The following is a 25,319-nucleotide window of genomic DNA, read 5'->3' as shown; positions in this document are numbered from 1 at the left end:
CCTTTTATATAGAGCAAATCTTAAGTGCAGTTGGTATAAGGAAAGGGTCAAGCATGAATAATTCATATAACACCCTGACTCAGCTTACCGTCGGCGAGCGTCAGGTCCATATTCACTCACTTCCAGCTTTAAGCGATAGGGCAAGAAGATTACCGTTTTCGCTTAAGATTTTATTAGAAAACTTACTGCGCCATGAAGATGGCAAAAACGTGACTGCACAAGACATCGATGCCTTACTCAACTGGAAGCCGGAAGATAAACCCAGTAAAGAAGTTGCTTTTACGCCCGCGCGCGTCGTAATGCAAGATTTCACGGGTGTGCCAGCTATCGTGGACCTTGCAGCGATGCGTGATGCCATGGCAAAACTTGGGGGCGATCCAAACAAAATCAACCCCTTATCACCTGCTGAAATGGTCATAGACCATTCAGTGCAAGTTGATGAGTATGGCCACGATGGTGCCTTTGATCTTAATGCCAAGTTAGAGTACCAACGCAACAAAGAGCGCTATGAATTTTTGCGCTGGGGGCAAGGCGCGTTTGACAATCTAAAAGTGGTGCCACCCGCAACCGGGATCGTGCACCAAGTTAACCTAGAGTATTTAGCACGTGTCGTATTCGAAAAAGAAATCGACGGTATGCCATTCGCCTACCCTGATACGTTAGTTGGTACCGACTCTCATACAACAATGATCAACGGCCTTGGTATTTTAGGTTGGGGTGTAGGCGGTATCGAAGCCGAAGCGGCCATGCTTGGTCAACCAATTTCACTACTCATTCCTCAAGTTGTTGGCTTTAAACTCGAAGGACAGCTGCCTGAAGGCACAACCGCAACCGATCTGGTACTCACAGTCACACAAATACTACGTGAACACGGCGTGGTGGGTAAATTTGTCGAATTCTTTGGCGATGGCTTAGCTGATTTACCACTTGCCGATCGTGCAACCATTGCGAACATGGCGCCTGAATACGGCGCAACCTGCGGTATTTTCCCCATTGATAACGAAACCTTGGAGTACTTGCGACTGACCAATCGCGATGAAGAAAAAATTGCATTGATTGAAGGTTATGCCAAGCATCAAGGCATGTGGCGTGAGCCTGGTGATGAACCACTCTATACAAATGTACTTACACTAGACTTAGCGACAGTGGTTCCGAGCCTTGCTGGCCCAAAACGCCCACAAGATAGAATCCCTCTTAATGATGCGGGTAAAACAATTCAAGCCCACTTGGGCGAGTTCCAACATGAGCGCAGTGAAAAGAATGCCGTATCGGATCCAGACGAAGCTCGCACCGTTGGTGAAGGCGGAACTTCTCGGGTCGACCAAGATGAGCCCGCAACGCTTGGTGTAGCTAAGGTAAAATTAAAAGGGCAAGAATTTGAATTAGTCGACGGTGCGTGTGTTATTGCAGCGATCACGAGCTGTACAAACACCTCAAATCCTAGCGTTATTCTCGCCGCAGGCCTCGTTGCACAAAAGGCAAAAGCGCTCGGCCTAAAATCCAAACCATGGGTGAAAACCTCATTGGCTCCTGGCTCAAAAGTGGTTACCGATTACCTAAAACAAGCCGACCTATTGGAACCACTTGCTGAGCTAGGCTTTAATTTAGTGGGCTATGGCTGTACGACTTGTATCGGCAACTCAGGTCCATTACTAAAAGAAATTAACGAAGCCATCGTTAAACATCAGCTGGTTGTCAGTTCCATTTTATCAGGAAACCGCAACTTTGAGGGACGGATCCACCAAGATGTAAAAATGAACTTCCTCGCCTCGCCGCCACTTGTCGTTGCGTATGCACTTGCAGGTCGCACTGATATCGATGTCTATAATGAGCCATTGTGCCAAACCGATGATGGCCAGGATGTGTTCTTAAAAGACATTTGGCCATCTGTTTCTGAAGTCAGTGAACTTGTGTCTCAGACAGTGACTCAAGCCATGTTTGCGAAGAACTACGCTGACGTTTACCAAGGCGACCAACATTGGCAACAAATCGCGGTAAATCAGAGTGAACGCTATGATTGGCAAGATAGCTCTACTTATATTCGAAAAGCCCCTTTCTTTGATGATATGAGTAAAGAGCCGCCAGGGATCCCAAGTATCAAAGGCGCACGCTGTCTCGCTAAACTGGGCGACTCAGTGACGACTGACCACATTTCTCCAGCAGGTAATATTAAAGCTTCGGCACCAGCTGGGGAGTATTTACAAGCACAAGGAGTGAAGCAAGCTGATTTTAACTCTTATGGTTCGCGTCGTGGTAATCACGAAGTCATGATGCGAGGTACGTTTGCAAACGTACGTTTACGCAATCAATTGGCTCCGGGTACCGAAGGTGGTATTACTCGCCTATTACCTGAGGGCGAACTTATGAGTATTTTCGATGCGGCAGAGCAATATCAGCAGCGTAATACGCCACTCGTTGTACTCGCGGGCAGTGAGTACGGCACGGGTTCATCACGAGACTGGGCTGCTAAAGGGTCTTTACTACTTGGGATTAAAGCCGTACTTGCTAAAAGCTACGAGCGTATTCACCGTTCTAACCTTATTGGTATGGGGGTTTTACCGCTGCAATTTAAACCGGATGATGGCCACGAAGAGCTGGGGTTAACTGGCGAAGAAGAGTTTGAAATTGAAGGGATATACGACACATCAACCGAAGTGATAGTCACGGCAACAAATGCGGATGGCAAAGAAATTAAGTTTTCGGCGGATATTCGGATCGATACACCCAAAGAGTGGGAGTACTACCAACATGGCGGGATTTTACAGTACGTCTTAAGACAAATGCTATAAGCCTCTTTTGGCAATACTTTAATGGAAAAGACGGCACCGGCCGTCTTTTTTAAAACCTGCGAGTGTAAATCAGCGTAATTGTATTGATGCCACCATCATCAAGCGCACTGCCAATTCCAAACTTCAGCGCCGATTGTGAACTAAACCAATAATCGGTCTGTAATTCCACTACCGATTGATCAAAATCATCTTCACGTAATCGAGCTGATACAGACACCTGCCAGTCCTTAGCCAAATAATAGCCCGCATGGATCTGCCAAAAATCGATATCGGCTGCGACTTTTTGCATTTTTACATCCCATCCAACACCGTTATCAATCTCTGTATAACGAAAAAATGGCGCTATTGCCATTTCTGTATCTCGTTCATCCATTGTGTAGTTGTCAAATTCTGAGCGCTCACCGACGAGCGTAACGCCAAGCTGCATATTCTCACTAACAAAACGTCCCACTTGTACCAGCGCTATCGTATCTCGCGTCGCAGTAAAAAGTGCAGAGTCATCTCTAAATTGGGTTACATCAACAGCAACTCGCCAATCGCGCCCAATAAAGAATTCAGCATCAGCTTGATAAAGATGCCAATCATCATTTTTAAAACCACCTACAGAGAAGTTATTACTCTTTTGCAGGTATCCCTGTAAACCATAGGGTGTGCCATCATTCTTTAACTCAGTAAGATAGTGTCGATACTGAACACCTAAGAATCCATCCTCAATCTCCAAAAACTCTCCGAAGCCAACACTTACTTCGTGAGAGTTGGCTATACTGAAGCCTGAATAAAATAACAGTCCTATCAGCGATAATGCCTTCATACTTTCCCCCTCCATATAAAGGCAACGATTGTAACTGTGAAAAAAAACCGCCATAGTAAAAAAATGTAAGCATATGTATTCAAAAGAGAGACAAGTATGGCAATCTGGTTCAAACCCGTAAGTGTAGAGTTATGCAAAAAACTGGAAGACGGCATGACAGGTAAAGGCACACTCATGAAAACGTTAGGAATAGAAATCAGCGAGGTGGGTGACGACTACTTGGTTGCGACTATGCCTGCCATTCCTGAGCATCATAATCCCATGGGTATGGTTCATGGCGGCGCAAACGTTGCTTTAGCGGAAACCGTTGCAAGTTACGCAGCAAACTTTGTTGTAGATACCGAACAATTCTACTGTGTTGGGCAAGAGATCAATGCGAATCATTTAAAAGCATCAAGAACAGGCATACTCACAGCCATTGCTAAGCCTGTACATCTCGGTAAACGTTCATCTGTATGGGAGATCCGCATCACTAACAGTCGCAATGAACTGTGCTGCATTTCCAGAATGACCGCCGCCGTAGTATCACGCTAAAACTTGATCTATCACAACTACAAAAACGCAAACCCACCTCATTATTATTGCAACACAAAGAATAGTGAGGTGGTACTGTGTCAACTCAAAAGCTTTGGCCTCTGCATATGCTCATTGTGGCAGGATTGATTTTAATTTTCACGGGCCACACCATGTTAACGAGCGACTGGTTGAATGATCTTGGTCCGAGCGGTTTTATAATTGGTGCGAGCTGTGTCGCGCTCGGTCTCATTTGTTCTTTACCGACTAAAATATATCTGACCATTTTGCTAATGCGTCGAGAGCACCGAGATTAGCCTATACTAGCTTGATATTTGCTTGGTTTTACTGCACCCTGAGCGTCTACGTTTATGAAGGTACTCAGAGTTTGTGGAAAAGGTCGACACCCTAATTATTGGCGCTGGCGTTGTAGGCTTAGCGATAGCAGCAAAACTCAGCCAGAGCCGCAGCGTTATTGTTATCGATAAAGAATCTCGTGTTGGTGAGCATACAAGTAGCCGTAATAGTGAAGTGATCCATGCGGGTATTTACTACCCTTATGGTAGTTTAAAGCACCAGCTATGCGTTCGAGGAAAAGCTCTCCTTTACACACACTGTGAGCAGCTAAACATTCCCTTTCAGCGACTCGGCAAATTCATTGTTGCGACAAACGAAGAGGAAGCGCAAAGCCTAGAACAAATTAAGACGCGTGCCCATGCTAACTCTGTCACGGATATTGACTTTGCTTCACCCAAGACCATCGAGCAACAGCTCAGCTATTTGAAAATACATAGCGCACTATTCTCTCCCTCCACCGGTATTTTAGACAGCCACCAATTTATGCTGTCACTCATCGCTGAGATTGAAAGTAATGGGGGGATTGTTGCAACGCAAAGTGAGTTTATGCACGCACAGCAATTAGGCAGTGATTTTATTGTTGCGATGCGCTGCGATGGCGAGCAGTTCGAAATGGGCTGTAGCCAGCTGATAAACAGCGCAGGGCTGAACGCACCCGATGTGCTCAATAAAATTACCGGTGATAGCGACAAAGCCATCGCCTATTATTGTCGTGGCCGTTACTATCGCTATCAAGGTAAGCATCCTTTTCAACAGCTCATCTACCCTCTACCTAACGCGCATGGATTAGGCGTACACGCGACATTAGATTTAGCTGGACAACTCAAGTTTGGCCCTGATACCGACTATATTGAAAACATTGATTATCAGTTTGATGACTCCCAAAAAGCGCGCTTTGTCGCCGCAATAAAGCGATACTGGCCGACTCTAGATGAGAATAGGCTCACAGCGGATTACACTGGGATAAGACCCAAATTAAGCAAAGAAAAGCAAAGCGACTTTGTAATTCAGTTCGAGGCAACCCATGGAATATCAGGCTTTGTTAACTTAATGGCGATTGAGTCACCGGGACTGACCGCAAGTCTCGCCATTGCAGAATATATTGAACAACGACTTTAGCGCTGATTTTCCTCCAGCGCCTTTTCAAGCTGCTTCGTTCTATCATCCATCAGCTGTGGGATGTTTTTCGCATCTTCCATCACCTGTTTTACCGCTTTTGGATTTAATGCCGTTGGTAATGCCGAAGCTGCTTCTTTACTTACGGCTTGCTCTGGCTGTTTATTCAGAATGCTTGTGTCTTCGGCTGCTATCACGGTAATTTTGCGTTCATCTAATTGATAGTGCTGCGACTCGCCATTTGGATTGGGTTTATCTGAGTAATGCCATTGTCCTTTAGCGTCGCGCCAACGATACACTTGTACCCCAGGTGCAGGCTGTTGAGTGTCATCACTTACAAGCTCCTTCGTGTGGGTTTTCACTTTATCAAGCGCCGTCACACCTTGATACGTTAATGCTGTTACCTGCTGCTCAACCTTGTTGGTCAACGAATTTACATTTAACCACGGCTTTCCATCAGGGCGCTTCAATACAAATAAACTGGCTAACGCCACCAGCATTATCATAATCATCAAGTAACTTGCGGCTTTCATCTTCATACTCTGACTTTCCTTAGAGCCCATACTTTAACAGTATCTGCTTAAATTGCTCCGTTTTTTTAAAGTCAGCATAAAAGTGATTGAAGTCATCACACAATTTTTTCGCTCTTTGAGTGCGACCAAACTGCAATTGTAACGGCGCCACATCAGAAACGCCGCGCACGCTGATCGTACTTTTTAATACTGGATATTTCAGCTGTAACCAACGCAGTGTTGGTTCGCCAACAATAGAAAAAGCGAGACTTTTGTCACTTCCGCCTGCAAGCACGGACAAGATATCAAATTCTGAGTAGTAGTCTTTGCGCTGCAGCAAATTACTGTCAAAATACGGCTCTAACTGAGGATAGGTATAGCCAAATCGACCTAAAAATAGATGTTCATTTAAGCCATTTACATCAAATTGTTCAGCCTGCTTGTGTGTAACAAATACATCTTCAATTGTGTAAATTGGCTCACTCCAACACATTTGCATCGTGCCACGATACCAATGTTCAGACTCCATCCGCACATCAACATTCCCTCGCTCGATCTCTACAGACGAACGCTTTTCTGGATACACTGGGTAATTTGGTTGGTAATGATACTGTGCTGCAAACAGCTCGAAAATATCAATAAGCACACCCTGCTCTTGGGCATGTTCGATTATAAAGGGAGGATAATACTGTACTGCAAAGTTGATAAACGTTTTGCTTTCTTCCGCTGTTTTAGCGTGGCCAGCAAAAGACAAGGTACAACTAAGTAGCAATAGTAACATCGTCTTTGGAAAGTAGATCAAAGCCACCTCCAAGACCTTGAACAAATAATAGACTAAGTATGACCGATCGCTGGGAATTTCCAAGTCAAAAAACCAGCCACACTCAAACCTACTAAATGAACATTGCGGATCTAAATACCATCACCATCAATATGCAACCCACACTCACGATTTAGACCGAAGAAGCGTGTTTCTTCCTCTGTCATGCCAGGTTCAAGCTTACGGGTGGTATGAACATCCCCCATAGAAACATAGCCTTGTTCCCAGAGCGGGTGATAAGGCAAATCAAACTTTGTAAGATATTGATACACGTCACGATTATGCCAGTCAATAATAGGGTAAAACTTGACAGTGCCGCGACTGAGCTCAACGATTGGCTTATCCGCACGCGTTGAAGACTGTTGGCGACGTAAGCCACTGAACCAAGTGCCTGCGCTAAGTTCGCGTAACGCTTGAGTCATCGGCTCAACTTTGTTCAGCGTATTATATTTTTTAATACCTTCTTCGCCTTGCTCCCATAACTTACCATACACTGCCTCTTGCCAAGCAGGACTCTGCTTAGCACGATATATCTTAAGATTGAGCGCCAAACGCTCTGACAGTGACTCTATAAATTGATACGTCTCAGGAAACAAATAGCCCGTATCGGTAAGTACCACGGGGATATCAGGCTGCTGCTGAGTCAAAAGGTGTAACATAACCGCAGCTTGAATACCGAAACTAGAAGACAAAAAGTGAGTATCCGGTAAGTTTTCCAGTGCCCAAGCCACTCTCTGCTCGGCAGTTTTATCACTCAGTAGGGCATTAGCATCCGCGAGTAGCATCTGCTGAGTTGCGCTGTCCAGAGTCAATATTTGCTTAAAATCACTCATTTTCTCATCCAATGGGCAGCGTAGCTGCCCGTTCTAAATCAAGCGTGGAAATCAGTTTTTGACACTTTTACTTCCGCAACGATTTCTTTGCGGATGACATAGTCACCAAAACATTCATCTTCGTTGCGCTCACTAACCCACTGACCAATCAACTCATCTAGCGCTGGCAGGAATACGTCTTCGCCGACATTCTCCAAGTACAGCTTAGGAATGCGAGTACCAGCACGGTTACCACCTAAATACATATTGTATTTACCAGGTCCTTTACCCACAAATCCAACTTCGGCTAGCATCGCTCGACCACAGCCGTTAGGGCAGCCAACTACACGAAGGATAATATTCTCTTCAGCAACCTCATGCTTAGCGAGCAACCCTTCTACCTTTGTCACAAGCTCAGGTAAATAGCGCTCCGCCTCAGCCATCGCAAGTGGACACGTCGGTAGCGATACACACGCCATCGAGTTTTTGCGCTGCTCTGAATGCTTGCTATCTATCAAACCATGCTCGCGGGCAATTTGTTCAATTTGCGCTTTATCCTCAGCTGCAACTCCAGCAATAATTAAGTTTTGGTTTGCAGTCATGCGGAAATCCCCTTTGTGGATTTCTGCAATTTTGCGACAACCTGTTTTAAGTGGTTTATCTGGGAAATCTAAAATACGGCCATTTTCGATAAACACCGTTAAGTGATGCTTACCATCAATACCTTCAACCCAACCAAAGCGGTCGCCACGGTGAGTGAATTCATAAGGACGGCTTGGCTCAAACGTCATACCGGCACGGTTTTCAACTTCCGCTTTAAACGCCTCAGTACCAAATGTATCTAGCGTATATTTAGTTTTTGCATTTTTACGGTTTACTCGGTTACCCCAGTCACGTTGCACAGAAACCACATGCTCAGCAACGGCAAGTGTATGCTCAAGCGGAATAAAGCCAAGGTCATCTGCTTTACGTGGATAGGTATTAACGTCACCATGGGTCATCGCCAAACCACCGCCCACAAGCACATTAAAGCCAACTAGCTTGCCCTCATCTGCGATAGCAACAAAGTTGAGGTCATTGGCATGCACATCGACTTCATTGTTTGGGGGAATAGTAACTGTGGTTTTGAACTTACGTGGTAAATACGTATCACCCAAAATCGGCTCTGCCGTTGTCTCGGTTTTTTCACCATTCAGCCAGATCTCAGCGTAAGCTTTAGTTTTTGGTAGCAAGTGCTCTGAAATTTTAGCCGCCCACTCGTACGCTTCTTGGTGTAACTCAGACTCGACCGGGTTAGTTGTACATAACACATTGCGGTTTACATCCCCCGCCGTCGCAATAGAATCGATACCTACGCTATTCAGCAGCTGATGCATCCCTTTGATGTTTGGCTTCAGTACACCGTGGAACTGGAAAGTTTGACGCGTTGTCAGACGAATGCTGCCATACATGGTTTTATCCGCTGCAAACTCGTCAATAGCCAACCACTGATGTGGTTTAATGATACCACCAGGCATACGAGCACGAAGCATCACGTTATGCAGTGGCTCAAGGCGTTGCTTAGTGCGCTCTGGGCGGATATCGCGGTCGTCTTGCTGATACATACCGTGGAAACGGATCAATTGGAAGTTATCCGCAGTAAAGCCGCCGGTTAGTTGATCGGTCAGATCCGTTGAAATTGTGCCGCGTAAGTGGGCACTTTGTGACTTCAAACGCTCATTATCAGAAAACTTTGCGTTTGCATCGAGCTTACTATTCGGTTTGATTTCAGAGTTGCTCATTGTCTTTCCTACATTAAAATTGGCTGACGGTATAACAAGACGCGTTAGTAAACGTCTTTCTGATAACGGTTTGCGCTACGCAATGCTTTAAGATATTGCTCAGCTTGTTCATCATCTTTCCCTCCATGGGTTTTAATGATGTCGATAAGTGCTTGGTGTACATCTTTGGCCATTCTGCTAGCGTCACCACAGACATAAAAATGGGCGCCCTTTTCAAGCCATGCAAATACAGCTTCGCCCTTCTCGCGCAGTCTATCTTGCACGTAAATCTTTTCTGCCTGATCACGGCTAAATGCCAAATCTACATGTGTTAATAAACCCGACTTTACGTAATTTTGAATTTCTACTTGATAAAGGAAATCTTCTGTAAAGTGTGGATTACCAAAGAACAGCCAGTTTTCACCCTCAGCGTCACGCGCCTCACGCTCTTGCAAAAAGGCTCTGAACGGTGCGATACCTGTACCTGGGCCAACCATGATCACAGGTGTGGCATTGTCGACAGGTAATCTAAAGTTATCGTTGTGCTCACTGAATACTTTCACTTTCGTGCCTTCTTCAGCACGATTCGCTAAATAACCTGAGCAGCCGCCAAAATGCTTTTCACCAAAGGTATCAAATTCAACTAAACCTACGGTTAAATGCACCTCTTCTTCTACCTCTGCTTGGCTTGACGCAATAGAGTACAAGCGTGCTTGTAATTTGCGACAGCAATCAACTAGCGCTTGCGCCTCAATGTTGGCAGGGTTTTGCTTAATCACATCGAAGATTTGGCGTTCTTCAATATAAGCACGCAATGCCGATTTATCGTTTGCAAGTGCGCTTAGTTCCTCATTCCCAGTCGCAATCGCATACTTTTCAACAAAGCCAGGATACGACTGTGTTAGCTCAAGATGTTCAATCAACGCCGTTTCTAATGAAACGGTGAGTTCACCTATTTTTACGGTTTGTGCTTTGTCGAGTTTTAAGACATCGATCACCGCCGCCACTTCTTGTGGGTCATTTAAGAAATACACGCCAAGTGAATCACCCGGCTGATAAGTGATATCAGAACCTTCAAGCGAAATTTCAATGTGACGCACATCTTTGCTTGAGTTTCTGCCAGTGATCTTTTGTACCACACTAAGCTCGGCCGCGAAGGGGTTTTGCTTTGTATATTGACTTGCTGCAGCCTGAGGAGCACCAAATGGCATGCTGATAACGTTACCACCACCCGCTTGCTGCTGAGCTTTAAGCGCGGGCTCCAACGCATCTAGCGCCTGTGCTATCCACGCCTCGGCTTCAGCTTCATAATCCACATCTAAGTCAGCTCGCGGCACAACAACTTCAGCGCCAAGGGCTGCCAAGCGCGCTTCAAAATCCTTAGCTGTTTGGCAGAAGAATTCATAACTTGAATCACCAAGGCCAATTACAGCTTGCTTTACACCTTCAAGTTTAGGCGCCTTCTTACCAGCTAAAAATTCATGCAATGCTTCTGCATCTTCTGGTGGCTCACCCTCTCCGTAAGTAGAGACAGCAATCACTAAGAACTTCTCTTTCTTCAGGTTAGCCGGTTTGTAGTCAGCCATATTGACCAACTTAGTCGTCAAGCCACGCGCTTCAGCCTGAGCTTTAATTTGGTTTGCAACCCCTTTTGCGTTACCGGTTTGTGAGCCAAATAAAATAGTCAAAGGTGCAGACTCGTCAGCGCCCGCTGTTGCTTGTCCAGCAATACCTGATAATGCAGCTGAATTTGCGGTTGCAGCTAAATAGCCACTCACCCACGCCTGTTGGATTGGATTTAACTCTCCAACTAAGCCTTGTAGTTTTTGCAGTTGTTCATGTGTCAGCGGACTTGCTGCAGCATTAAGTTGACTTAACAACATCATGGATCCCCGTACCCAAAAGGTTTTGCTTGCTCATTGCATAACTGGCTCGCACGCAGCGTAGCCTACTTTTATTAGCGTGAAGCATACGTGGCAAATTGAGAGATCAAAAAGAATAGAATCTGCTTTTATATTCCTTTTAGTTATTGAAGATAGAAAAGTCCAAAGAAAACAGATTAAAAGAAGTTCGATATTTAACCGCCAAAAAGTTTAACATTGCCGTAACAGTTTTGATGCAAAATCAAACTGTCATATACAGACAAACTATAATATAGATAATCAAAATAATGAGAGTAATAATGAAACACGGGAAATATAAAGGTCTGCTCTTCGGATCATGCTGCGCTTTACTGAGTATTAACGCTACCGCACAGGTGACAAATGGCAGTTTCGAGAGCTGGAGCGGTCAAGTCCCTAGTGGATGGACGACGATAGACTCGGGCATCACACTTAGCTCGGTTACGACACCAATAAAAGACGGTAATCTTGCAGCAGCGGTGCAGGTAACTACTGCAACACAAAGTAGCACAGACTTACAACAGCAAGTAAACGTTGAAGCGGGTAAAAGCTATCAATTTAGCACTTGGGTCTATCACACGGAAGGTGGTGTCAAAGCACGATTAGTGGTGGACGGCTATCATGGTTATTCAGATCAGTTCAATGTCGGGCAGTGGCAACAACTTAGCTATACCTATACCGCAACTGCAACCACTGCGATTAATGTTGGCTTACGTTTTTACGATGGCAGTGGTTTTGACGGTAATGAAACTGTCTACGTTGACGGCTTTGGTCCAACTTCTACCACACCAGAGCCGCCTCAGAGCTGTCAAAATAATAGTGTCACTCTCGCTTTGATGACCGATAATTATGGTAGCGAAACAAGCTGGCAGATCACTAATACAGCAAACACAACCGTTGCTAGTGGTAGTGGCTATAGCAATAATCAATCGATAAATGAAAACTTATGCCTTAACGACGGTAGTTATACCTTTACGATTTTAGACAGCTATGGCGACGGAATTTGTTGCACCAATGGTAATGGCCAGTATACCTTAACGCACGCTGGGACAACGCTCGCTTCCGGCGGCCAGTTCAGCAATCGTCAAGATCATACCTTTACGCTTGGCACAACTACACCTCCCCCTTCAGGCGATGGTTACTATGCCTCTGCTGCTGGACTGAGCGGTTATGCACTGAAAACAGAGTTACACCAGATTATTCGTAACCACCAATCACAAGGATATTCTGCTATTTGGAGCTTTATCGATCAGAACGAGCGCGACCGCTATTTTGAAAAAGATAACAGTATCTTAGATCGCTACTCTGAAAAGCCAACGGCAAATGATAGTGTTACTTATGTCTCTACCGGATCACAATGCGGCAGTTACAGCGGCGAGGGCGATTGCTATAACCGAGAACACTCCTTCCCTAAATCTTGGTTTGGTGGCCAAGTAGAACCGATGAATTCAGATATCCATCATATTTTTGCTTCCGATGGTTATGTAAATTCTAAGCGCAGTAACTATCCATTTGGTGAAGTAGGGAGCGCTTCTTATACCTCAAGTAATGGTAGTCGCTTAGGTTCAGCATCTGGTATCAACTACAGCGGTAGCGTATTTGAGCCTATTGATAGTTTCAAAGGAGATTTTGCTCGTGCCTACTTCTATATGGCAACGCGTTATCAAGATGTGATTGCAAATTGGCAAAATAATACCAGCTACAGCAATGCGGTACTCAATGGCACCCAACAGCAAGTCTTCGAAACTTGGGTCATCAACATGCTAAAAAGATGGCATAACGAAGATCCTGTCGATGCCCTAGAGCAAGCGCGCAACCAAGCGGCTTACGAATTTCAGGGTAACCGAAATCCATTTGTAGACCATCCAGAGTTCGTCGAAGCAATTTGGTAACTATAAATAAAAAAGGCCAGTTACTGGCCTTTTTTCAATAACATCACTTTGGCTAATATTTAGCGAGGGTTAATTGTAAGTGGCTCAATCGTCACTTTCGCATTACCACTTGCGCCCATATGCCCGTTGTAAGTTTGTCCTTCAAACAAGGTGTAAAATACATCAACATAGTCATCATCGTTAGTAAACCAATGGCTTGGCATTGCTTTGATCAATTGATTGGTCAGTTGCGGGATAATCGCATAACCTTGAACATTGGGATCAGGAATAGCGCGCATCACTTGCGTCACAATATCCAAAAGTGTTGTTGCTAAGTCTTGATAGTTAGTATTGTCGTCTTGCTCCATCAGCAGTAGATCTGCCGCTTGCCAACGATATCGCTCCCAGTGAATGATAATTTGGTTAGGCGTATAGTCCGTACCATCGTGATCCAAATATGGCATATCCACGATATCTAGGACGGGTTCATCTCGGGATGGGTTGACGCCAGTTACAATGCCGTAAACTTCCGCAGCCCCAGATACCCAAGGCTCTTCATCGTCATTTAGTCTGATTTTCTTCAATACACTGGTTGAAATCGGCTCTGCCTCATCGTTGCTCTGCACTGCTGTTGATGGCATTGCTAGGCCTTGCTTGGCAAACACTTGCTTCATTACCTGAATGCCTTCTTGTTTTACCTTATTGCTATCCAGTTCAACGATCAGCACGGGTCGCTCTGGCATTGTGTGTGCGTCAAGCAAATGCAATTGGCCGTGCTCATCAAAGGCCTCTACATATTGCCAGTGCTTATCATCACCTTTAGGCGCAAAAGCAATTAATGGCGCTTCACCTTGTTGCCACTTTGTTAGCATTTCGCTAGAAGCAATACGCAGCTGATATAGATTAGAGCTATAGTCAGTCAAGCCTTTTAATGAACGAGTATACTGGCTCGCTTCTGTCATGAGCTGCTTAGTCGCCCCCTGAACTTGTAGCTGCTCCAGTGAAACTGCATCCCGATACTGGCTAAGTTGAGTTTGAACTTGGGGACCTACGTGATTAAGTGATAGCGCTAATTTTTTCGCAATTTGCTTCTTTATATCAGCAACTTGAACTGGTGCAGCGTTAAATTTATCAAGCTGCTTAAGTGAACTGTAGGTATTAAGGTTAGCCTTGTCTGCCGCAGAACTTGCGAAAGACATTCCGCCGAGCATGGCTATCATTAGGGTAGAGAGGGTTACATGTTGTTTCATCTTGCGTTCCTAGAAATAATCCGTGTTGTGGAATAAACAAGATAAAACAACAAAAACAAATTATCAATAAGTTAACAATGTTAACATATAAAACAATTTAATCTAGCTTTTAGAGTTTTTATTCTTCTATTGGGTAGATAGTAATTTCTATTCCAGCACCTATTGCAGAGATCCTAAGCAATGTATCTGCCTGTAGTGCTTGCGAAAAGCACTTGGGTGACTTGCCTGAGTTAAAGCCAATGTCAAAAGTTCGCTTCGTACAACCTAGCCATTGCTTAAGTGCCGCTTTAGAGCAAGACTCAATTAACTCACACAGTTGGTTAATCGCTTTATCAGGGGTTAATTCATTGGTATTTGCTTCGATGCGAGCCAATTGACGATAGTCGTCTTGATCGTAATGCAGCACGATAGCATTTTTCTTTAAATCCGAAACTAACGCACTGATATCTTGCTTTGACTCCAGTTCCAAATCGACATTTAAAAATTGAATTTCAGACATGTATTAAAAGCTACCTTGTAAAGCTAAATCTAGTAATGACTTATTTATCAGTATGATAAGGGCATTACCTATTGGACAATGCGACAATTTGTCACATTCTAAGCACCGTGCGTTATAGTTATCATACTCACGAACAACTAGAATAACATATTGTGATGATTAAAAAACTGCTAAAACCCGCACGTAAACTCCACAAGTACCTTGGCTATTTACTGTTTTTACAGATCTTTGCTTGGCTATTGGGTGGGCTGGTCATGAGCGCGATCCCATTGGCAAAGATCCACGGTAAACACTTAGCGCATAGAAGCTTAGACAACCCCTTTCCCACCGCAGCGTACCAAGCTGATCTCAATCAGTTAGTACAAAACACAGTGCAAGTGCGTCAAATCCAGTTCGGCCATTTTCTCGATACTCCCATCATCAAACTCAACCAAGATGAGCAGCTCATTTTCAACGGGATAACAGGCGCACCTTTTACCACTCCAAATCAACAGCAAATAATACAACAGGCCAACCAACACTTATTAATTGCAGCGGATGTGAGCCATATTGAACGACTTGCCACAGCCCCCAGAGAAGCAGGTTACAAGGAAGATGTTTGGCGAGTCGAATATAACGATATCCTCTCCACCACGCTGTACCTAAGCGCAACCAGCGGTGAAGTTGTGACGGTTCGTAGCACGTTGTGGCGCATCTTTGATTTTTTTTGGATGTTACACATTATGGATTACGACGAACGTGAGGATTTTAATAATCCCTTGCTCATTTCCTTCGCTGCTACGAGTGTGCTCTTTTGTCTAACAGGGATATTGTTATTATTGCAATCTCCACCTTGGCGAAAACGTCGCCCGGCACTGCATAAATAAAGGGGCTTACCGTATACTCTTGTTGGTATTGATGATTTTTTTGATATAGTGACATTTCCTGTATTCCACCATTTGGTGAGAGGTTATGTCACGATATTGCTATATCTTAGCGCTTAGCTTATTTGTAGTAACAGCTAACGCTCAAGAGTTCACGTCTTTCTCAAAAGCAAAGAAACATTTATCACAACAAGTTACTGACAATACCCGCACGCTTTATTGTAATTGTAATATCAAAAAGCAAGGCAAAAAGCTGGTCCCAGATCCCGCAAGTTGTGGTTATACCCCGAGGTTACCTTACACTCGCAATGGCAAAGAAAACGCCCGTGCTCACCGCATTGAGTGGGAGCACATCGTGCCCGCGTGGGAATTTGGACATCAGTTGCAGTGCTGGCAAGATGGGGGCAGAAAGCACTGCCGTAAAGTCAGTGAGCAATTTAGGAGGATGGAAGCAGATATTCACAATCTTGCTCCAGCGATTGGTGAAATCAATGGGGATCGGTCTAATTTTCGTTTTGGCATGTTACCAAGTACTGAAGCAAACTATGGCGCGTGTCCGGTCAAGATAGACTTTAAATTACGCCGAATTGAACCACCAGAGTATGCAAGAAAACGCATCGCTGATGCGTATTTTTACATGGAAAAAACCTACGGGCTAAAAATCTCCTCACAGCAGCGGAAATTATTCACGGCTTGGCAGAAACAGTGATTGCGAGATAATCCAAGCGGTGCTAGTTTTTAGTCATACAACTAAAACAGGAACGTGAATACGATGCAACGTATTACTCTAGTTTTCGCATCAACAGCAATGAGCTTGTTATTAGCCGCTTGTGGTGGCGGTGGCAGCGATTCATTAGGCACCGATAACCCTGGTAATAACACGGGACAAACCGAGCCGCCAACTTGGAGGTTTAATCAGTATCCTGCATCAAGTCAGTTTATTAACTATTGCGCCTCCCCAAGAACGGGTACTGACAAATATAACAACAACCAACCTTATCCTGATAAGGTTGGTACGGCGATGCATGAAAAAATGTGGCTCCGCTCTTTTACGAACGAAACCTACCTTTGGTACGACGAAGTACTAGATAACGACCCAACACAATTCGATACCGTTATTGATTACTTCGAGCAATTAAAAACAAACCAAACGACGGCGTCAGGCAATGCCAAAGATCAATTTCATTTCTACGAATCTTATGAGAGCTTCCAAAAAGAAGCGCAGTCGGGCGTTGCAACCGGTTATGGCATTCGTTGGGCGGCCATATCCACATCACCACCACGTAATTTTACTGTCGCCGCAGTAGAGCCCAATTCACCAGCCGCGAATGCTGGGATTGTACGTGGAGATAAGATCCTCTCGATAGATGGCGTCGACTTTATTTCAAGTGATAATACTGCTGCGCTAAATGCAGGCCTATCACCAGAGCAAAGCGAGCCACATAACTTTGTATTTGAAGATAAATCAGGCAACGAAAAATCCGTTACCCTGACTTCAGTCGATATTGAAACCTCACCGGTGCAAAACGCTAAAGTCATTAACTATGGCGGCAAGCTGGTTGGGTATGTGCAGTTCAATCAATTTATTCCAACAGCGCAAGAAGGATTAATTGAAGCCTTTAATCTATTTAAAACACAACAAATAGACGACTTAGTACTCGACATGCGTTACAACGGTGGTGGTCGCGTCATTATGGCAGCGCAACTAGGTTATATGGTTGTGGGCGACGGCAGCCTAAATAAAACCTTCACTTATAGCACCTTAAATGACAAGCGTACTGCTGAAGAAGAACGAACAGAATTTGAGTCTAGAGCAATAAACTGGGCTGAAAACAAGTTTACATCAACCACTTTGCCCACAGTAACCTTACCTAGAGTTTATATCCTCTCAACACGAGGCACGGCCTCTGCCAGTGAAAATGTAATTAATGGCCTGCGTGGCATTGATGTTGAAGTCTTTTTGATCGGTGGTACCACTCGAGGTAAGCCCTATGGCTTTGTGCCCGCGCAAAACTGCGGCACGGTTTACTATACCATTCAGTTTGGTTCAGAAAATGCGAAGGGCTTTGATGCTTATGCTGATGGCTTTACCCCTTCAGGAGCATCAAGCAGCGGTGAAATTGGTCTAAGCGCACAAGTACCAGGTTGTATTGTCGCAGATGACTTCTCAGCACCGCTTGGCAATCAAGAGGAAGATCTTTTCGCCGCAGCACTGACGCATATAGATACCGGTCGTTGCCCAAATGTAGCGCAATTTGCACCTACCGCTCAGCCACAGTATCAAAATAAGGAGCATGCGGTTACGCTCCCAGTCTATCCAATGCGGGAAAATGCAATTTTAATGAAGCCTAAGGAGCCGCAATAATGGCGCTGCTAAAAGCGGTGAAAATCATCGCTTTGGCTTTATTGATGCAAGCGTGCAATAGCGTGCCTGCATCAACTTCGGTTAATGAGGCTGTACTCTCGGCTTCTTCGCCCGAAGTGTTATCACAACTCAAGCAAGCTATAGTAAAACTCAAAGGCGGCGTACCACCAACTCTCGCAAGCACCGTTTTTCAACGTAGTCCAACACTACTGCTTGAGCATGGCCAAAGCCTAGATGGCAATGGCAGTCCAATTTTAGGCGCCCATAATCTCGCTTATGAGAGTTTCATCTTGCAGCTTCGCGATACCCTGTGTGTGCTTTACTATCCGAAAAAGGATACTTATGTCGTGCTCAGTAAAGTGAGCTGCAAAAAGCTGGAAAAATAACGCCAGCCGTAATTCTCATAACCTCAGTTCAGGTTAGCAAAATGGCGCTTTAACACGTCACATAATGCCTGTACTTTGGCCGTTCGGTGAACCAGTACATGTGTCACTAGCCAAACTTGGCTCAACCATTTTAACTCATCACGCAACACCGGCTGTAAATCTGGATAACGTTTCGCTACATCATGCTGTAGCCCACCAATACCTAAACCATTAACAATGGCACGCGATGCGTCTGACGTTTCAGATACTCTAAGCGTCACTTGTGTCTCAGGGATATGTTCATCTACCCAAGCGAAATATGGCACTCTTGCATTAAATCCGGCCACACCAGAGACAAAGTAATGCGCCTGTAACGCTTCAAGTGTTTTGGGGATCCCCATACGCTTGATATAGCTTGAAGAGGCATACAAGCCAGCTTCTAAAGTATTTAGATGCTGAACTATGTAGTCGGGCTCATCGGGCTTTGGTCCTGCCCTCACCGCGACATGCGCCTGTCCGTGATCTAAGCGTAAACGCTTTTGGTCGAGAATGACTTCAAGTTGTACCTGTGGGTGTAATTGCTGAAAAGTCAAACAAGGCTCCGACAGCATATCCATAAAGCCACTGACCGTTGTCACCAATAACTTACCCCTAAGCTGACAGTCCGAGGCAACAATAGAAGTACTCAACTCCATCAAGCGCTCGTCTATTTGGCTCGCCGTAGTTAGTAACTTTTCTCCTGCCTGTGTTACCTGGTAACCTCGGGCATGACGGTGAAATAACCGCGTTCCCAATGCTTCTTCTAAGCTATTTATTCGCCTCAGTACCGTACTATGATGGATCTCTAAATGCTCAGCCGCCGCTGATAAGGTGCCAAGCTTGGCAACCGTATAAGCGACCTTTAGATCCTGCCAATCTGTGAATTTATCCATAACCGCCTCTGTGCATATATGCACACAAGCTTTGCGTTTATTTCGGTTTTGTGCAAGTAAAATTTTGCTACTATCACTTTAACGAAACAAAATAAGGTATCAGCAAGATGACTACAGCAAAAATTATCGCACTAGCAGGCAGTTTAAGAAAAGACAGCTACAACCAATTACTCATCCAAGCCGCGGCAAACTTTGCACTAGAAAGTGGCGCAGAAGTAGAAGTGATCAAGTTACAAGATTTAGATATTCCAATGTTCGATGAAGATCTTGAAGCGCAAGGCACACCAAAAGGTGCTCAACTTTTAAAAGACAAGCTGCGCGATGCCGATGGTATTCTATTGGCAAGCCCAGAATACAATGGCTCCTTCACTGCAGTGCTCAAAAACGCAATAGACTGGGCGTCTAGAACAGAACAAGGTGCAGTGCCAGCATTTAGAAACAAAGTAGTGGCACTCTATGCAGCCTCACCAGGCGGCTTAGGTGGATTACGCGGCCTAAACCATGTCCGCGATGTGTTATCTGGCATTGGCAGTTTAGTACTCGCAGACCAATTGGCTGTACCTAGCGCATTCAATGTATTTGATGACCAAGGTAAAATTAAAGACCCAGAACTTGCCGAAAAAGTATCAAGCCTCGCTCTGCAACTGGTGTCAGTTGCAAGTAAGTTAAAATAACTTTCAATCTCTCGTTCATATCTTGCTATGGACGCTTAGCTCATGCACACTAAGCGTCCAAAGCGAATTAGAGGCGCAATATCAGCCTTGTAATAATGGATACGAATAACGGGAGTCAGCTTTGCAAAGCACTCAGAGTCACCTATTTACCCCCTATCTCTCACACCATTTTCATTGCATTCAGTTTGATCCTGACAGCTTTGACGCGCTTTCCTTTGAACAGCAAAATATACTCCTACCCGCTTCACTTGATAAAGCGGTAGCGAAAAGGCGAGCCGAGTTTTTAGCGGGACGAATATGTGCCAAGACTTGCCTAGCGCAATTTGGACAAGGTGACTTTACACTGCTTAATGGCTCCGATCGGGCGCCTATCTGGCCTGCTAATATTGTTGCCAGTATCACACATACTCGAGGGATCGCGGCTGCGATTGCTACAAATGATATCGCCGTGAAAGGCTTAGGCATTGATATCGAAAGAGATATGAAACCGAAGCAGGAAGTCGAACTGCAACGACAAATTCTACATCCTGAAGAAGCTGAAATTTTTACACTGTTCGGCGAGCAAGTGCACTGCCCATTGACTGTTATTTTCTCGGCCAAAGAAAGCATATTTAAGGCACTTTATAGCACGGTGCAAAAGTTCTTTGGCTTTGATGCCGTCAAGCTGACTCAGTTTGATGATAAAAAACTTATTTTCACTTTGATGGAAACACTACACAAGGATTTAGGCGAAGGACAACAAGTGGAAGTATATTACCAATGCAAAGACGCCTTAGTGCTGACCGAGTGTGAATACATCGCACAGTAAAATCATATCTATTTGACTTAATACTAACTCAACTTGAAGGGTGAAATACCATATTAGCGTCGTTAAAAATTTCTCATTTAGAGCTAAAAACGCCCACTAGGGGCGTTTAATCTGAAGTTTGGATAAAGATTCACTTACCCATTTTCAAAAGTCAGCTTACTGAAACACAACATTTTCACTGCCAGCAGCCGCTTTAAAGCGCGCTATCAGCTTTTCACAGTCCTGTAAGATCTCCGCTTCTAGGCGCTCTTCAGCACGCCAACGCTGGCTATCCATTTTGAAGATCTCTTTTTTAGAATACTTCTTACGCGCGTCATGAGTTGGCATTTCTTTGACTTCATCATACATCTGATAAACACCAGGATAACTTTGTTGTAAGTCAACTTCCTCGTCAAAGCTATATTGCGAGATGAGTACCCAAACTCGTAAACACCCTTCAGAATATTCACATTGTTTTTCCTTCATCGCACGCGCGATCAAGTTAACGCTATCCGCAATTTTTCCATTGCGCTGCTGTCGTGACTTTTCAAGCTCAGCAGCCTTTTGCTCGCGATGTTTGGCAATCTGCTCTTTTTGCACCTTCAGTTGCCATAGTAATTTACCAGCATAAAACGCCAGTCCAGCAATAATCAGGGCACCAATAATGATTGCGATGATCCATGCAGTATTCATTACTTATCATCTTCCTCAAAGTCGTCATCTAACCATTCATTTGCTAGATCATTACTCATAAACTGATCCATTGGATCATCTTCTAGCATATCGCCTTCTTCAAACTCATCATCAATTCCTAAGATCTCACATAGCTCCTGATGACGCGCAATGCCGCGATTGAAGTATTTCGCATCTTTACCTGTTAGCAGTTCACCGCGTTCATGGCGTTCAAGTAGCGCCATCAAGCGTTCGTCATTTTCTAACTGCTCAAGCTCTTGCTCTGGAGTTAACGTCTCTACCGCTGTAGTTAACTTAACTTGCGGCTGCAGATGGCGCTTCATCTCTGGCTGTGTATTCGACTTAGTCGGCTGTGGCTCTGCGACCAAAGAAATGGGCTTTTTGCTACCAACACGCGGATCTTTATTGGTCGTCGTGTTTGATTGCTCTTTCACTAGGATCTCTGGTGCATTTCTAGAACCCGGCTTTTTACCCTTGGTTTTTTTGCTACGCTGCTCTTTGAGTGCACGTAATGCTTGGAGCTTTTCTTTACTCAGCCTTGGTGTTCCATTGGCTGCAACTTTACGTGTCTTTTTCTTTCTGGTCATAATTGGTTATCCAAAATTCTCGCGTTAACTACGCTTGGTGAGAATGATGACATCATTCCCAATAAATTCTAATTCACAATCCTGCTGCGCGGCAAAATACGCAAAGCTTTCCCGGCTAAAAAATGAAATATGCGTTAGGTCATTTTTATAGTGCCAATTCGCAAAGCGTGCTTTATCAATGACGAGCTTGGTCATCAATGCCAGCGGCTTTCCCACTTTTAAGCATGCTAACAATTGCATTAATACTTTTGCAGGTTCTGCTAAATGTTCCACCACTTCTGTACTGACGATAAAGTCGTACTGACGAGTAAGTACACTGGCATCATTAGCATAGTACAGGTCAAACAAAGCAACTTGATGCCCAGCTTCTTCAAGCATTTTCGCAAGCAGCGGCCCAGGCCCACAGCCAAAATCTAAGCCTTGGCTTGGTATCACCAAACGTGCCAACAGTGGATCCGCCACTCGTGCTAGAAAGCGACGATAGCCTTCATCGGCCAGATCGTTTTCATGGCTATCATAAATGGCCTTTTCTTGAGCTGGTGTTAATCTCGACTTGGGATCAACCATCACCAACTGGCAGGTTTGACATTGCCAGTACAGTCGATACTTGTCTTGATGGTAGGCTTCAAGCTGATTACCTTGGCACAGGCCACAACTGAATAGAGTTGAATCTTGCAATGGTCAACAGTGATTGCTTAATAAGGCGGCTATTGTATCAGGTATAATAGAGGCAACCAAATAAAAAGGCGGCAGAGATCACTCTCTACCGCCTACTAATCTGAGCGTCACAACTGGACACTTCTCCCTTCGACTTTTAAGTCTTATTGTTATTCTTTTTATTTTATTGTCGTCCGTATTGTTTTTATTTTAGACTTCCATGACACTTTCCATATTGTTTTTATTATGAGACTTCCGTGATTTTCTTATTCTCGGTCTTCCTGACGCTTTCTTGATAGTCCTTCGTATCCAACTAGATACATAACTTTGCCACCTACGCTTCCGTATCGAATTGTCCCTTTTTTTGTATTGCTTGGCGACAACGAATAATCTACGCTCCTGAGCTTGAGTTACAACTGTTTAATAACAAATTTCTTACCTTAATTTTTTTAATTAAACAGAAAAAAGATGAATTACATAAACTTACACTGAACAAGAACTTAAAAATAAGCTAAAACTCACATATTGAACGAGCAAATATCTTACATTAAAAGTGAGATATATCTCACAACCTCAACAACAAAAAAAGGCAGCCTATGCTGCCCTTTTTTCAATAGTAAGAGTTTACACTGAGAGAGGTAAACTCACTATACGACTTTAGTGTAGACCACCTAAGTACTTAGATAATACTTCGATGTCTTTGTCTGTAAGCTTCTGCGCAATATCACGCATCATACCATTCATGTCGTTGTTACGAGTGCCATCACGGAACTTCTCAAGCTGTGATTTGATGTACTCAGGGTGCTGGAATGACACTTTAGGGAACTTAGCTAAAGAAGTACCGTTACCACGAGGACCGTGACACGCAGCGCAAGCTGGAATACCACGCTCAGCATCACCGGCTTTATATAGCTTCTGACCTACAGCAACAACATCTTCCGGCGTTGAACCAGCAGACATAGATAAAGAAGAGAAATATGCGGCTAAATCTTTCATATCTTGATCTGACAGCGGCATAGCCATACCACTCATCACAGGATCCATACGCCCTTCTTTACCACCAGACGTCATACCTAGCTTAAACTCTTGTAGCTGCTTATAGATATAATCTGCATGCTGACCTGCGATTTTAGGATACATAGTCACAGGGGCATTGCCATCTGGACCGTGACATGCTGCACACGTTGCAGACTTTGCTTTACCTGCTTCCGCGTCACCATCGAATGCCGATGCGTTGCTTGCTGACAACGTACCAAGCAACATTGTTAAAGTTAATGCTATTTTTTTCATGGTAAATTCTCTGTTTCCGACCCTGTAATTTGTACCCTCGCGAACAAAGTCGCTCTCTTCATTGCTCGGGCAAATAATACCAATCAGTACTAATTAGGTTGTTATGTTAATCAGATGAATCATACATGCAAACTTAGCAAATATAACGCCAAACAGCACCGATCCATCTAAATACGCCTTGCTCAGTAGTGACTACTGATAGGTATACACTTTAGATTGACATTGCAATTTCTACATTCTACACGATATTACTTTCTCTGGCACGTTTTCTGCCCATATTAAGCTTATAATTTATAGGGACTTGACCTAGATTAATTAATATTGGGACGGACGCTTCGACCAATTAGCGACAAAAGCGTCGTTTAGAACAAACCTCACAATGCTTTTGGTTTCCGTCATACTGTTATAAAATACGCAATTCCATCCGCGAAAGTTTAATCAGTTAGGAGTCAGCGTGCTAAAATCTCGCGTTAAATACAATCAGGCACAATTTATCACAAGTGCCCCAGATATCAGTAAACTGCCACCAGACACTGGAATTGAAGTTGCTTTTGCGGGTCGTTCTAACGCTGGTAAGTCGAGCGCGCTCAATACGCTTACAGACCAAAAACTGGCGCGCACCAGTAAAACACCTGGCCGGACTCAGCTTATTAATACTTTTTCTCTAGGTGAAGATCAGCGTTTGATTGATTTACCTGGCTATGGCTTTGCAAAAGTCCCGTTAGAGATGAAGAAGAAATGGCAAAAGGCATTAGGTGAATATTTACAACGCCGAAAATGTCTTAAAGGGATTGTGGTATTAATGGATATTCGTCACCCTCTTAAAGATCTCGATATGGATCTCATCAACTGGGCGACTGGCAGCAATATACCAGTATTGGCGTTGTTGACTAAAGCCGATAAGCTAAAACAAGGTAAGCGCAAAGCAGAAGTACTACAAGTACGCCGTGCGCTAGCTGAAATAGACGGTGATATCACCGTTCACGCGTTTTCTTCTTTGAAAGGCATCGGGTTAAACGAATTGGCGTGGAAACTGGACGATTGGTACTTAGGTCCATTTGTGAAAGAAGTTCAAGAAGAAGCGAGCGAGTAACC

At 44.3% G+C, this 25,319-nt stretch carries 25 protein-coding genes; 12 read left to right on the top strand and 13 right to left on the bottom strand.

Annotated elements, in window-relative coordinates; all coding sequences use genetic code 11:
• The first annotated feature begins 53 nt into the window (after positions 1-53).
• On the top strand, positions 54-2,789 hold the full coding sequence (acnA, locus tag JJQ94_RS06740) for an aconitate hydratase AcnA (RefSeq protein ID WP_099031167.1): 2,736 nt from the start codon (positions 54-56) through the stop codon (positions 2,787-2,789).
• Positions 2,790-2,838: 49 nt separating this feature from the next.
• Here the strand turns inward: acnA and JJQ94_RS06735 are convergent, their stop codons facing one another.
• On the bottom strand, positions 2,839-3,600 hold the full coding sequence (locus JJQ94_RS06735) for a hypothetical protein (protein ID WP_099031166.1): 762 nt from the start codon (positions 3,598-3,600) through the stop codon (positions 2,839-2,841).
• A gap of 96 nt (positions 3,601-3,696) precedes the next feature.
• Here JJQ94_RS06735 and JJQ94_RS06730 point away from each other — a divergent pair, with 96 nt between their 5' ends.
• The 3 genes from JJQ94_RS06730 (at position 3,697) to JJQ94_RS06725 (ending at position 5,589) form a co-directional block, all read left to right on the top strand.
• Entirely contained in the window at positions 3,697-4,134 is a 438-nt protein-coding gene (locus JJQ94_RS06730) for a PaaI family thioesterase (RefSeq protein ID WP_010376255.1), read from the top strand.
• A gap of 77 nt (positions 4,135-4,211) precedes the next feature.
• Positions 4,212-4,430 carry a hypothetical protein gene (locus JJQ94_RS24130; RefSeq protein ID WP_010376257.1) on the top strand — a complete coding sequence of 73 codons (219 nt, stop codon included), beginning with the start codon at positions 4,212-4,214 and terminating at the stop codon, positions 4,428-4,430.
• Between the two features lie 73 nt (positions 4,431-4,503).
• Positions 4,504-5,589, top strand: a complete 1,086-nt coding sequence (locus JJQ94_RS06725; RefSeq protein ID WP_099031165.1) for an NAD(P)/FAD-dependent oxidoreductase — start codon at positions 4,504-4,506, stop codon at positions 5,587-5,589.
• On the opposite strand, the gene JJQ94_RS06720 is transcribed toward JJQ94_RS06725, so the two are convergent.
• The 5 genes from JJQ94_RS06720 to JJQ94_RS06700 form a co-directional block, all read right to left on the bottom strand.
• Complete coding sequence (locus JJQ94_RS06720; RefSeq protein WP_099031164.1) at positions 5,586-6,125, bottom strand: DUF4124 domain-containing protein; 540 nt, start codon at positions 6,123-6,125, stop codon at positions 5,586-5,588. The two genes, JJQ94_RS06725 and JJQ94_RS06720, sit on opposite strands and share 4 nt — an antisense overlap.
• A gap of 13 nt (positions 6,126-6,138) precedes the next feature.
• Complete coding sequence (locus JJQ94_RS06715) at positions 6,139-6,906, bottom strand: amino acid ABC transporter substrate-binding protein (protein WP_236596554.1); 768 nt, start codon at positions 6,904-6,906, stop codon at positions 6,139-6,141.
• A 104-nt stretch (positions 6,907-7,010) separates the two neighbouring features.
• Positions 7,011-7,751, bottom strand: a complete 741-nt coding sequence (locus JJQ94_RS06710; RefSeq protein WP_039494589.1) for a phosphoadenylyl-sulfate reductase — start codon at positions 7,749-7,751, stop codon at positions 7,011-7,013.
• A 38-nt stretch (positions 7,752-7,789) separates the two neighbouring features.
• Positions 7,790-9,511, bottom strand: a complete 1,722-nt coding sequence (gene cysI / locus JJQ94_RS06705; protein ID WP_099031162.1) for an assimilatory sulfite reductase (NADPH) hemoprotein subunit — start codon at positions 9,509-9,511, stop codon at positions 7,790-7,792.
• Positions 9,512-9,555: 44 nt separating this feature from the next.
• Positions 9,556-11,373, bottom strand: coding sequence for an assimilatory sulfite reductase (NADPH) flavoprotein subunit (locus JJQ94_RS06700; RefSeq protein ID WP_099031161.1), 1,818 nt, complete (start codon positions 11,371-11,373; stop codon positions 9,556-9,558).
• A gap of 299 nt (positions 11,374-11,672) precedes the next feature.
• On the opposite strand from JJQ94_RS06700, the gene JJQ94_RS06695 reads away from it, so the two are divergent.
• Positions 11,673-13,283, top strand: a complete 1,611-nt coding sequence (locus JJQ94_RS06695; RefSeq protein WP_099031160.1) for an endonuclease — start codon at positions 11,673-11,675, stop codon at positions 13,281-13,283.
• Between the two features lie 59 nt (positions 13,284-13,342).
• On the opposite strand, the gene JJQ94_RS06690 is transcribed toward JJQ94_RS06695, so the two are convergent.
• Together JJQ94_RS06690 and JJQ94_RS06685 are read right to left on the bottom strand one after the other, a co-directional pair.
• Positions 13,343-14,512 (bottom strand): DUF3103 family protein, encoded by a 1,170-nt coding sequence (locus tag JJQ94_RS06690; RefSeq protein ID WP_099031159.1) that lies wholly within the window; start codon positions 14,510-14,512, stop codon positions 13,343-13,345.
• Positions 14,513-14,630: 118 nt separating this feature from the next.
• Complete coding sequence (locus JJQ94_RS06685) at positions 14,631-15,011, bottom strand: hypothetical protein (protein WP_099031158.1); 381 nt, start codon at positions 15,009-15,011, stop codon at positions 14,631-14,633.
• Positions 15,012-15,166: 155 nt separating this feature from the next.
• Between JJQ94_RS06685 and JJQ94_RS06680 the strand changes: the two genes are divergently transcribed.
• The 4 genes from JJQ94_RS06680 (at position 15,167) to JJQ94_RS06665 (ending at position 18,625) form a co-directional block, all read left to right on the top strand.
• The gene (locus JJQ94_RS06680) at positions 15,167-15,877 is read left to right on the top strand and encodes a hypothetical protein (protein ID WP_099031157.1); all 711 of its coding nucleotides are present in this window, start codon (positions 15,167-15,169) and stop codon (positions 15,875-15,877) included.
• 85 nt (positions 15,878-15,962) lie between these two features.
• Positions 15,963-16,583, top strand: a complete 621-nt coding sequence (locus tag JJQ94_RS06675) for an endonuclease (RefSeq protein ID WP_099031156.1) — start codon at positions 15,963-15,965, stop codon at positions 16,581-16,583.
• A gap of 63 nt (positions 16,584-16,646) precedes the next feature.
• Positions 16,647-18,239, top strand: coding sequence for a S41 family peptidase (locus tag JJQ94_RS06670; protein ID WP_099031155.1), 1,593 nt, complete (start codon positions 16,647-16,649; stop codon positions 18,237-18,239).
• Positions 18,239-18,625 (top strand): hypothetical protein, encoded by a 387-nt coding sequence (locus JJQ94_RS06665; RefSeq protein WP_099031154.1) that lies wholly within the window; start codon positions 18,239-18,241, stop codon positions 18,623-18,625. Before JJQ94_RS06670 ends, JJQ94_RS06665 begins: the two co-directional genes overlap by 1 nt.
• A 23-nt stretch (positions 18,626-18,648) precedes the next feature.
• Here the strand turns inward: JJQ94_RS06665 and JJQ94_RS06660 are convergent, their stop codons facing one another.
• Complete coding sequence (locus tag JJQ94_RS06660) at positions 18,649-19,536, bottom strand: LysR family transcriptional regulator (RefSeq protein ID WP_099031153.1); 888 nt, start codon at positions 19,534-19,536, stop codon at positions 18,649-18,651.
• A gap of 107 nt (positions 19,537-19,643) precedes the next feature.
• Here JJQ94_RS06660 and JJQ94_RS06655 point away from each other — a divergent pair, with 107 nt between their 5' ends.
• Both JJQ94_RS06655 and JJQ94_RS06650 read left to right on the top strand, forming a co-directional pair.
• Positions 19,644-20,210, top strand: a complete 567-nt coding sequence (locus JJQ94_RS06655) for an NADPH-dependent FMN reductase (protein WP_010607787.1) — start codon at positions 19,644-19,646, stop codon at positions 20,208-20,210.
• 121 nt (positions 20,211-20,331) lie between these two features.
• Positions 20,332-21,018 (top strand): 4'-phosphopantetheinyl transferase family protein, encoded by a 687-nt coding sequence (locus tag JJQ94_RS06650; protein WP_099031152.1) that lies wholly within the window; start codon positions 20,332-20,334, stop codon positions 21,016-21,018.
• A 156-nt stretch (positions 21,019-21,174) separates the two neighbouring features.
• On the opposite strand, the gene JJQ94_RS06645 is transcribed toward JJQ94_RS06650, so the two are convergent.
• The 4 genes from JJQ94_RS06645 to JJQ94_RS06630 form a co-directional block, all read right to left on the bottom strand.
• A complete protein-coding gene (locus tag JJQ94_RS06645) occupies positions 21,175-21,690 on the bottom strand; it encodes a DUF2489 domain-containing protein (protein ID WP_010376294.1) in 516 nt (171 codons plus the stop codon).
• Positions 21,690-22,277 carry a Der GTPase-activating protein YihI gene (yihI, locus tag JJQ94_RS06640; RefSeq protein WP_010607784.1) on the bottom strand — a complete coding sequence of 196 codons (588 nt, stop codon included), beginning with the start codon at positions 22,275-22,277 and terminating at the stop codon, positions 21,690-21,692. Before yihI ends, JJQ94_RS06645 begins: the two co-directional genes overlap by 1 nt.
• Before the next feature lie 24 nt (positions 22,278-22,301).
• Complete coding sequence (locus JJQ94_RS06635) at positions 22,302-22,955, bottom strand: class I SAM-dependent methyltransferase (RefSeq protein WP_099031151.1); 654 nt, start codon at positions 22,953-22,955, stop codon at positions 22,302-22,304.
• A gap of 636 nt (positions 22,956-23,591) precedes the next feature.
• Positions 23,592-24,224 carry a c-type cytochrome gene (locus tag JJQ94_RS06630; RefSeq protein WP_039494612.1) on the bottom strand — a complete coding sequence of 211 codons (633 nt, stop codon included), beginning with the start codon at positions 24,222-24,224 and terminating at the stop codon, positions 23,592-23,594.
• 454 nt (positions 24,225-24,678) lie between these two features.
• Here JJQ94_RS06630 and yihA point away from each other — a divergent pair, with 454 nt between their 5' ends.
• Positions 24,679-25,317 carry a ribosome biogenesis GTP-binding protein YihA/YsxC gene (gene yihA, locus JJQ94_RS06625; RefSeq protein ID WP_099031150.1) on the top strand — a complete coding sequence of 213 codons (639 nt, stop codon included), beginning with the start codon at positions 24,679-24,681 and terminating at the stop codon, positions 25,315-25,317.
• The last annotated feature ends 2 nt before the right edge of the window (positions 25,318-25,319 follow it).

Source organism: Pseudoalteromonas sp. GCY (assembly GCF_016695175.1).
In the GTDB taxonomy this organism is placed as follows: Bacteria; Pseudomonadota; Gammaproteobacteria; order Enterobacterales; family Alteromonadaceae; genus Pseudoalteromonas.
Note: the sequence above shows the minus strand (reverse complement) of the source record. Positions and strands in the feature narration are given on the sequence as shown.

Excerpts from the sequence above, each read along its gene's own strand:
- acnA (WP_099031167.1), top strand. The coding sequence starts at position 54 with ATGAATAATTCATATAACACCCTGACTCAGCTTACCGTCGGCGAGCGT.
- JJQ94_RS06735 (WP_099031166.1), bottom strand. The coding sequence starts at position 3,600 with ATGAAGGCATTATCGCTGATAGGACTGTTATTTTATTCAGGCTTCAGT.
- JJQ94_RS06730 (WP_010376255.1), top strand. The coding sequence starts at position 3,697 with ATGGCAATCTGGTTCAAACCCGTAAGTGTAGAGTTATGCAAAAAACTG.
- JJQ94_RS06720 (WP_099031164.1), bottom strand. The coding sequence starts at position 6,125 with ATGAAGATGAAAGCCGCAAGTTACTTGATGATTATGATAATGCTGGTG.
- JJQ94_RS06710 (WP_039494589.1), bottom strand. The coding sequence starts at position 7,751 with ATGAGTGATTTTAAGCAAATATTGACTCTGGACAGCGCAACTCAGCAG.
- cysI (WP_099031162.1), bottom strand. The coding sequence starts at position 9,511 with ATGAGCAACTCTGAAATCAAACCGAATAGTAAGCTCGATGCAAACGCA.
- JJQ94_RS06700 (WP_099031161.1), bottom strand. The coding sequence starts at position 11,373 with ATGTTGTTAAGTCAACTTAATGCTGCAGCAAGTCCGCTGACACATGAA.
- JJQ94_RS06695 (WP_099031160.1), top strand. The coding sequence starts at position 11,673 with ATGAAACACGGGAAATATAAAGGTCTGCTCTTCGGATCATGCTGCGCT.
- JJQ94_RS06690 (WP_099031159.1), bottom strand. The coding sequence starts at position 14,512 with ATGAAACAACATGTAACCCTCTCTACCCTAATGATAGCCATGCTCGGC.
- JJQ94_RS06685 (WP_099031158.1), bottom strand. The coding sequence starts at position 15,011 with ATGTCTGAAATTCAATTTTTAAATGTCGATTTGGAACTGGAGTCAAAG.
- JJQ94_RS06680 (WP_099031157.1), top strand. The coding sequence starts at position 15,167 with ATGATTAAAAAACTGCTAAAACCCGCACGTAAACTCCACAAGTACCTT.
- JJQ94_RS06675 (WP_099031156.1), top strand. The coding sequence starts at position 15,963 with ATGTCACGATATTGCTATATCTTAGCGCTTAGCTTATTTGTAGTAACA.
- JJQ94_RS06670 (WP_099031155.1), top strand. The coding sequence starts at position 16,647 with ATGCAACGTATTACTCTAGTTTTCGCATCAACAGCAATGAGCTTGTTA.
- JJQ94_RS06665 (WP_099031154.1), top strand. The coding sequence starts at position 18,239 with ATGGCGCTGCTAAAAGCGGTGAAAATCATCGCTTTGGCTTTATTGATG.
- JJQ94_RS06660 (WP_099031153.1), bottom strand. The coding sequence starts at position 19,536 with ATGGATAAATTCACAGATTGGCAGGATCTAAAGGTCGCTTATACGGTT.
- JJQ94_RS06655 (WP_010607787.1), top strand. The coding sequence starts at position 19,644 with ATGACTACAGCAAAAATTATCGCACTAGCAGGCAGTTTAAGAAAAGAC.
- JJQ94_RS06645 (WP_010376294.1), bottom strand. The coding sequence starts at position 21,690 with ATGAATACTGCATGGATCATCGCAATCATTATTGGTGCCCTGATTATT.
- yihI (WP_010607784.1), bottom strand. The coding sequence starts at position 22,277 with ATGACCAGAAAGAAAAAGACACGTAAAGTTGCAGCCAATGGAACACCA.
- JJQ94_RS06630 (WP_039494612.1), bottom strand. The coding sequence starts at position 24,224 with ATGAAAAAAATAGCATTAACTTTAACAATGTTGCTTGGTACGTTGTCA.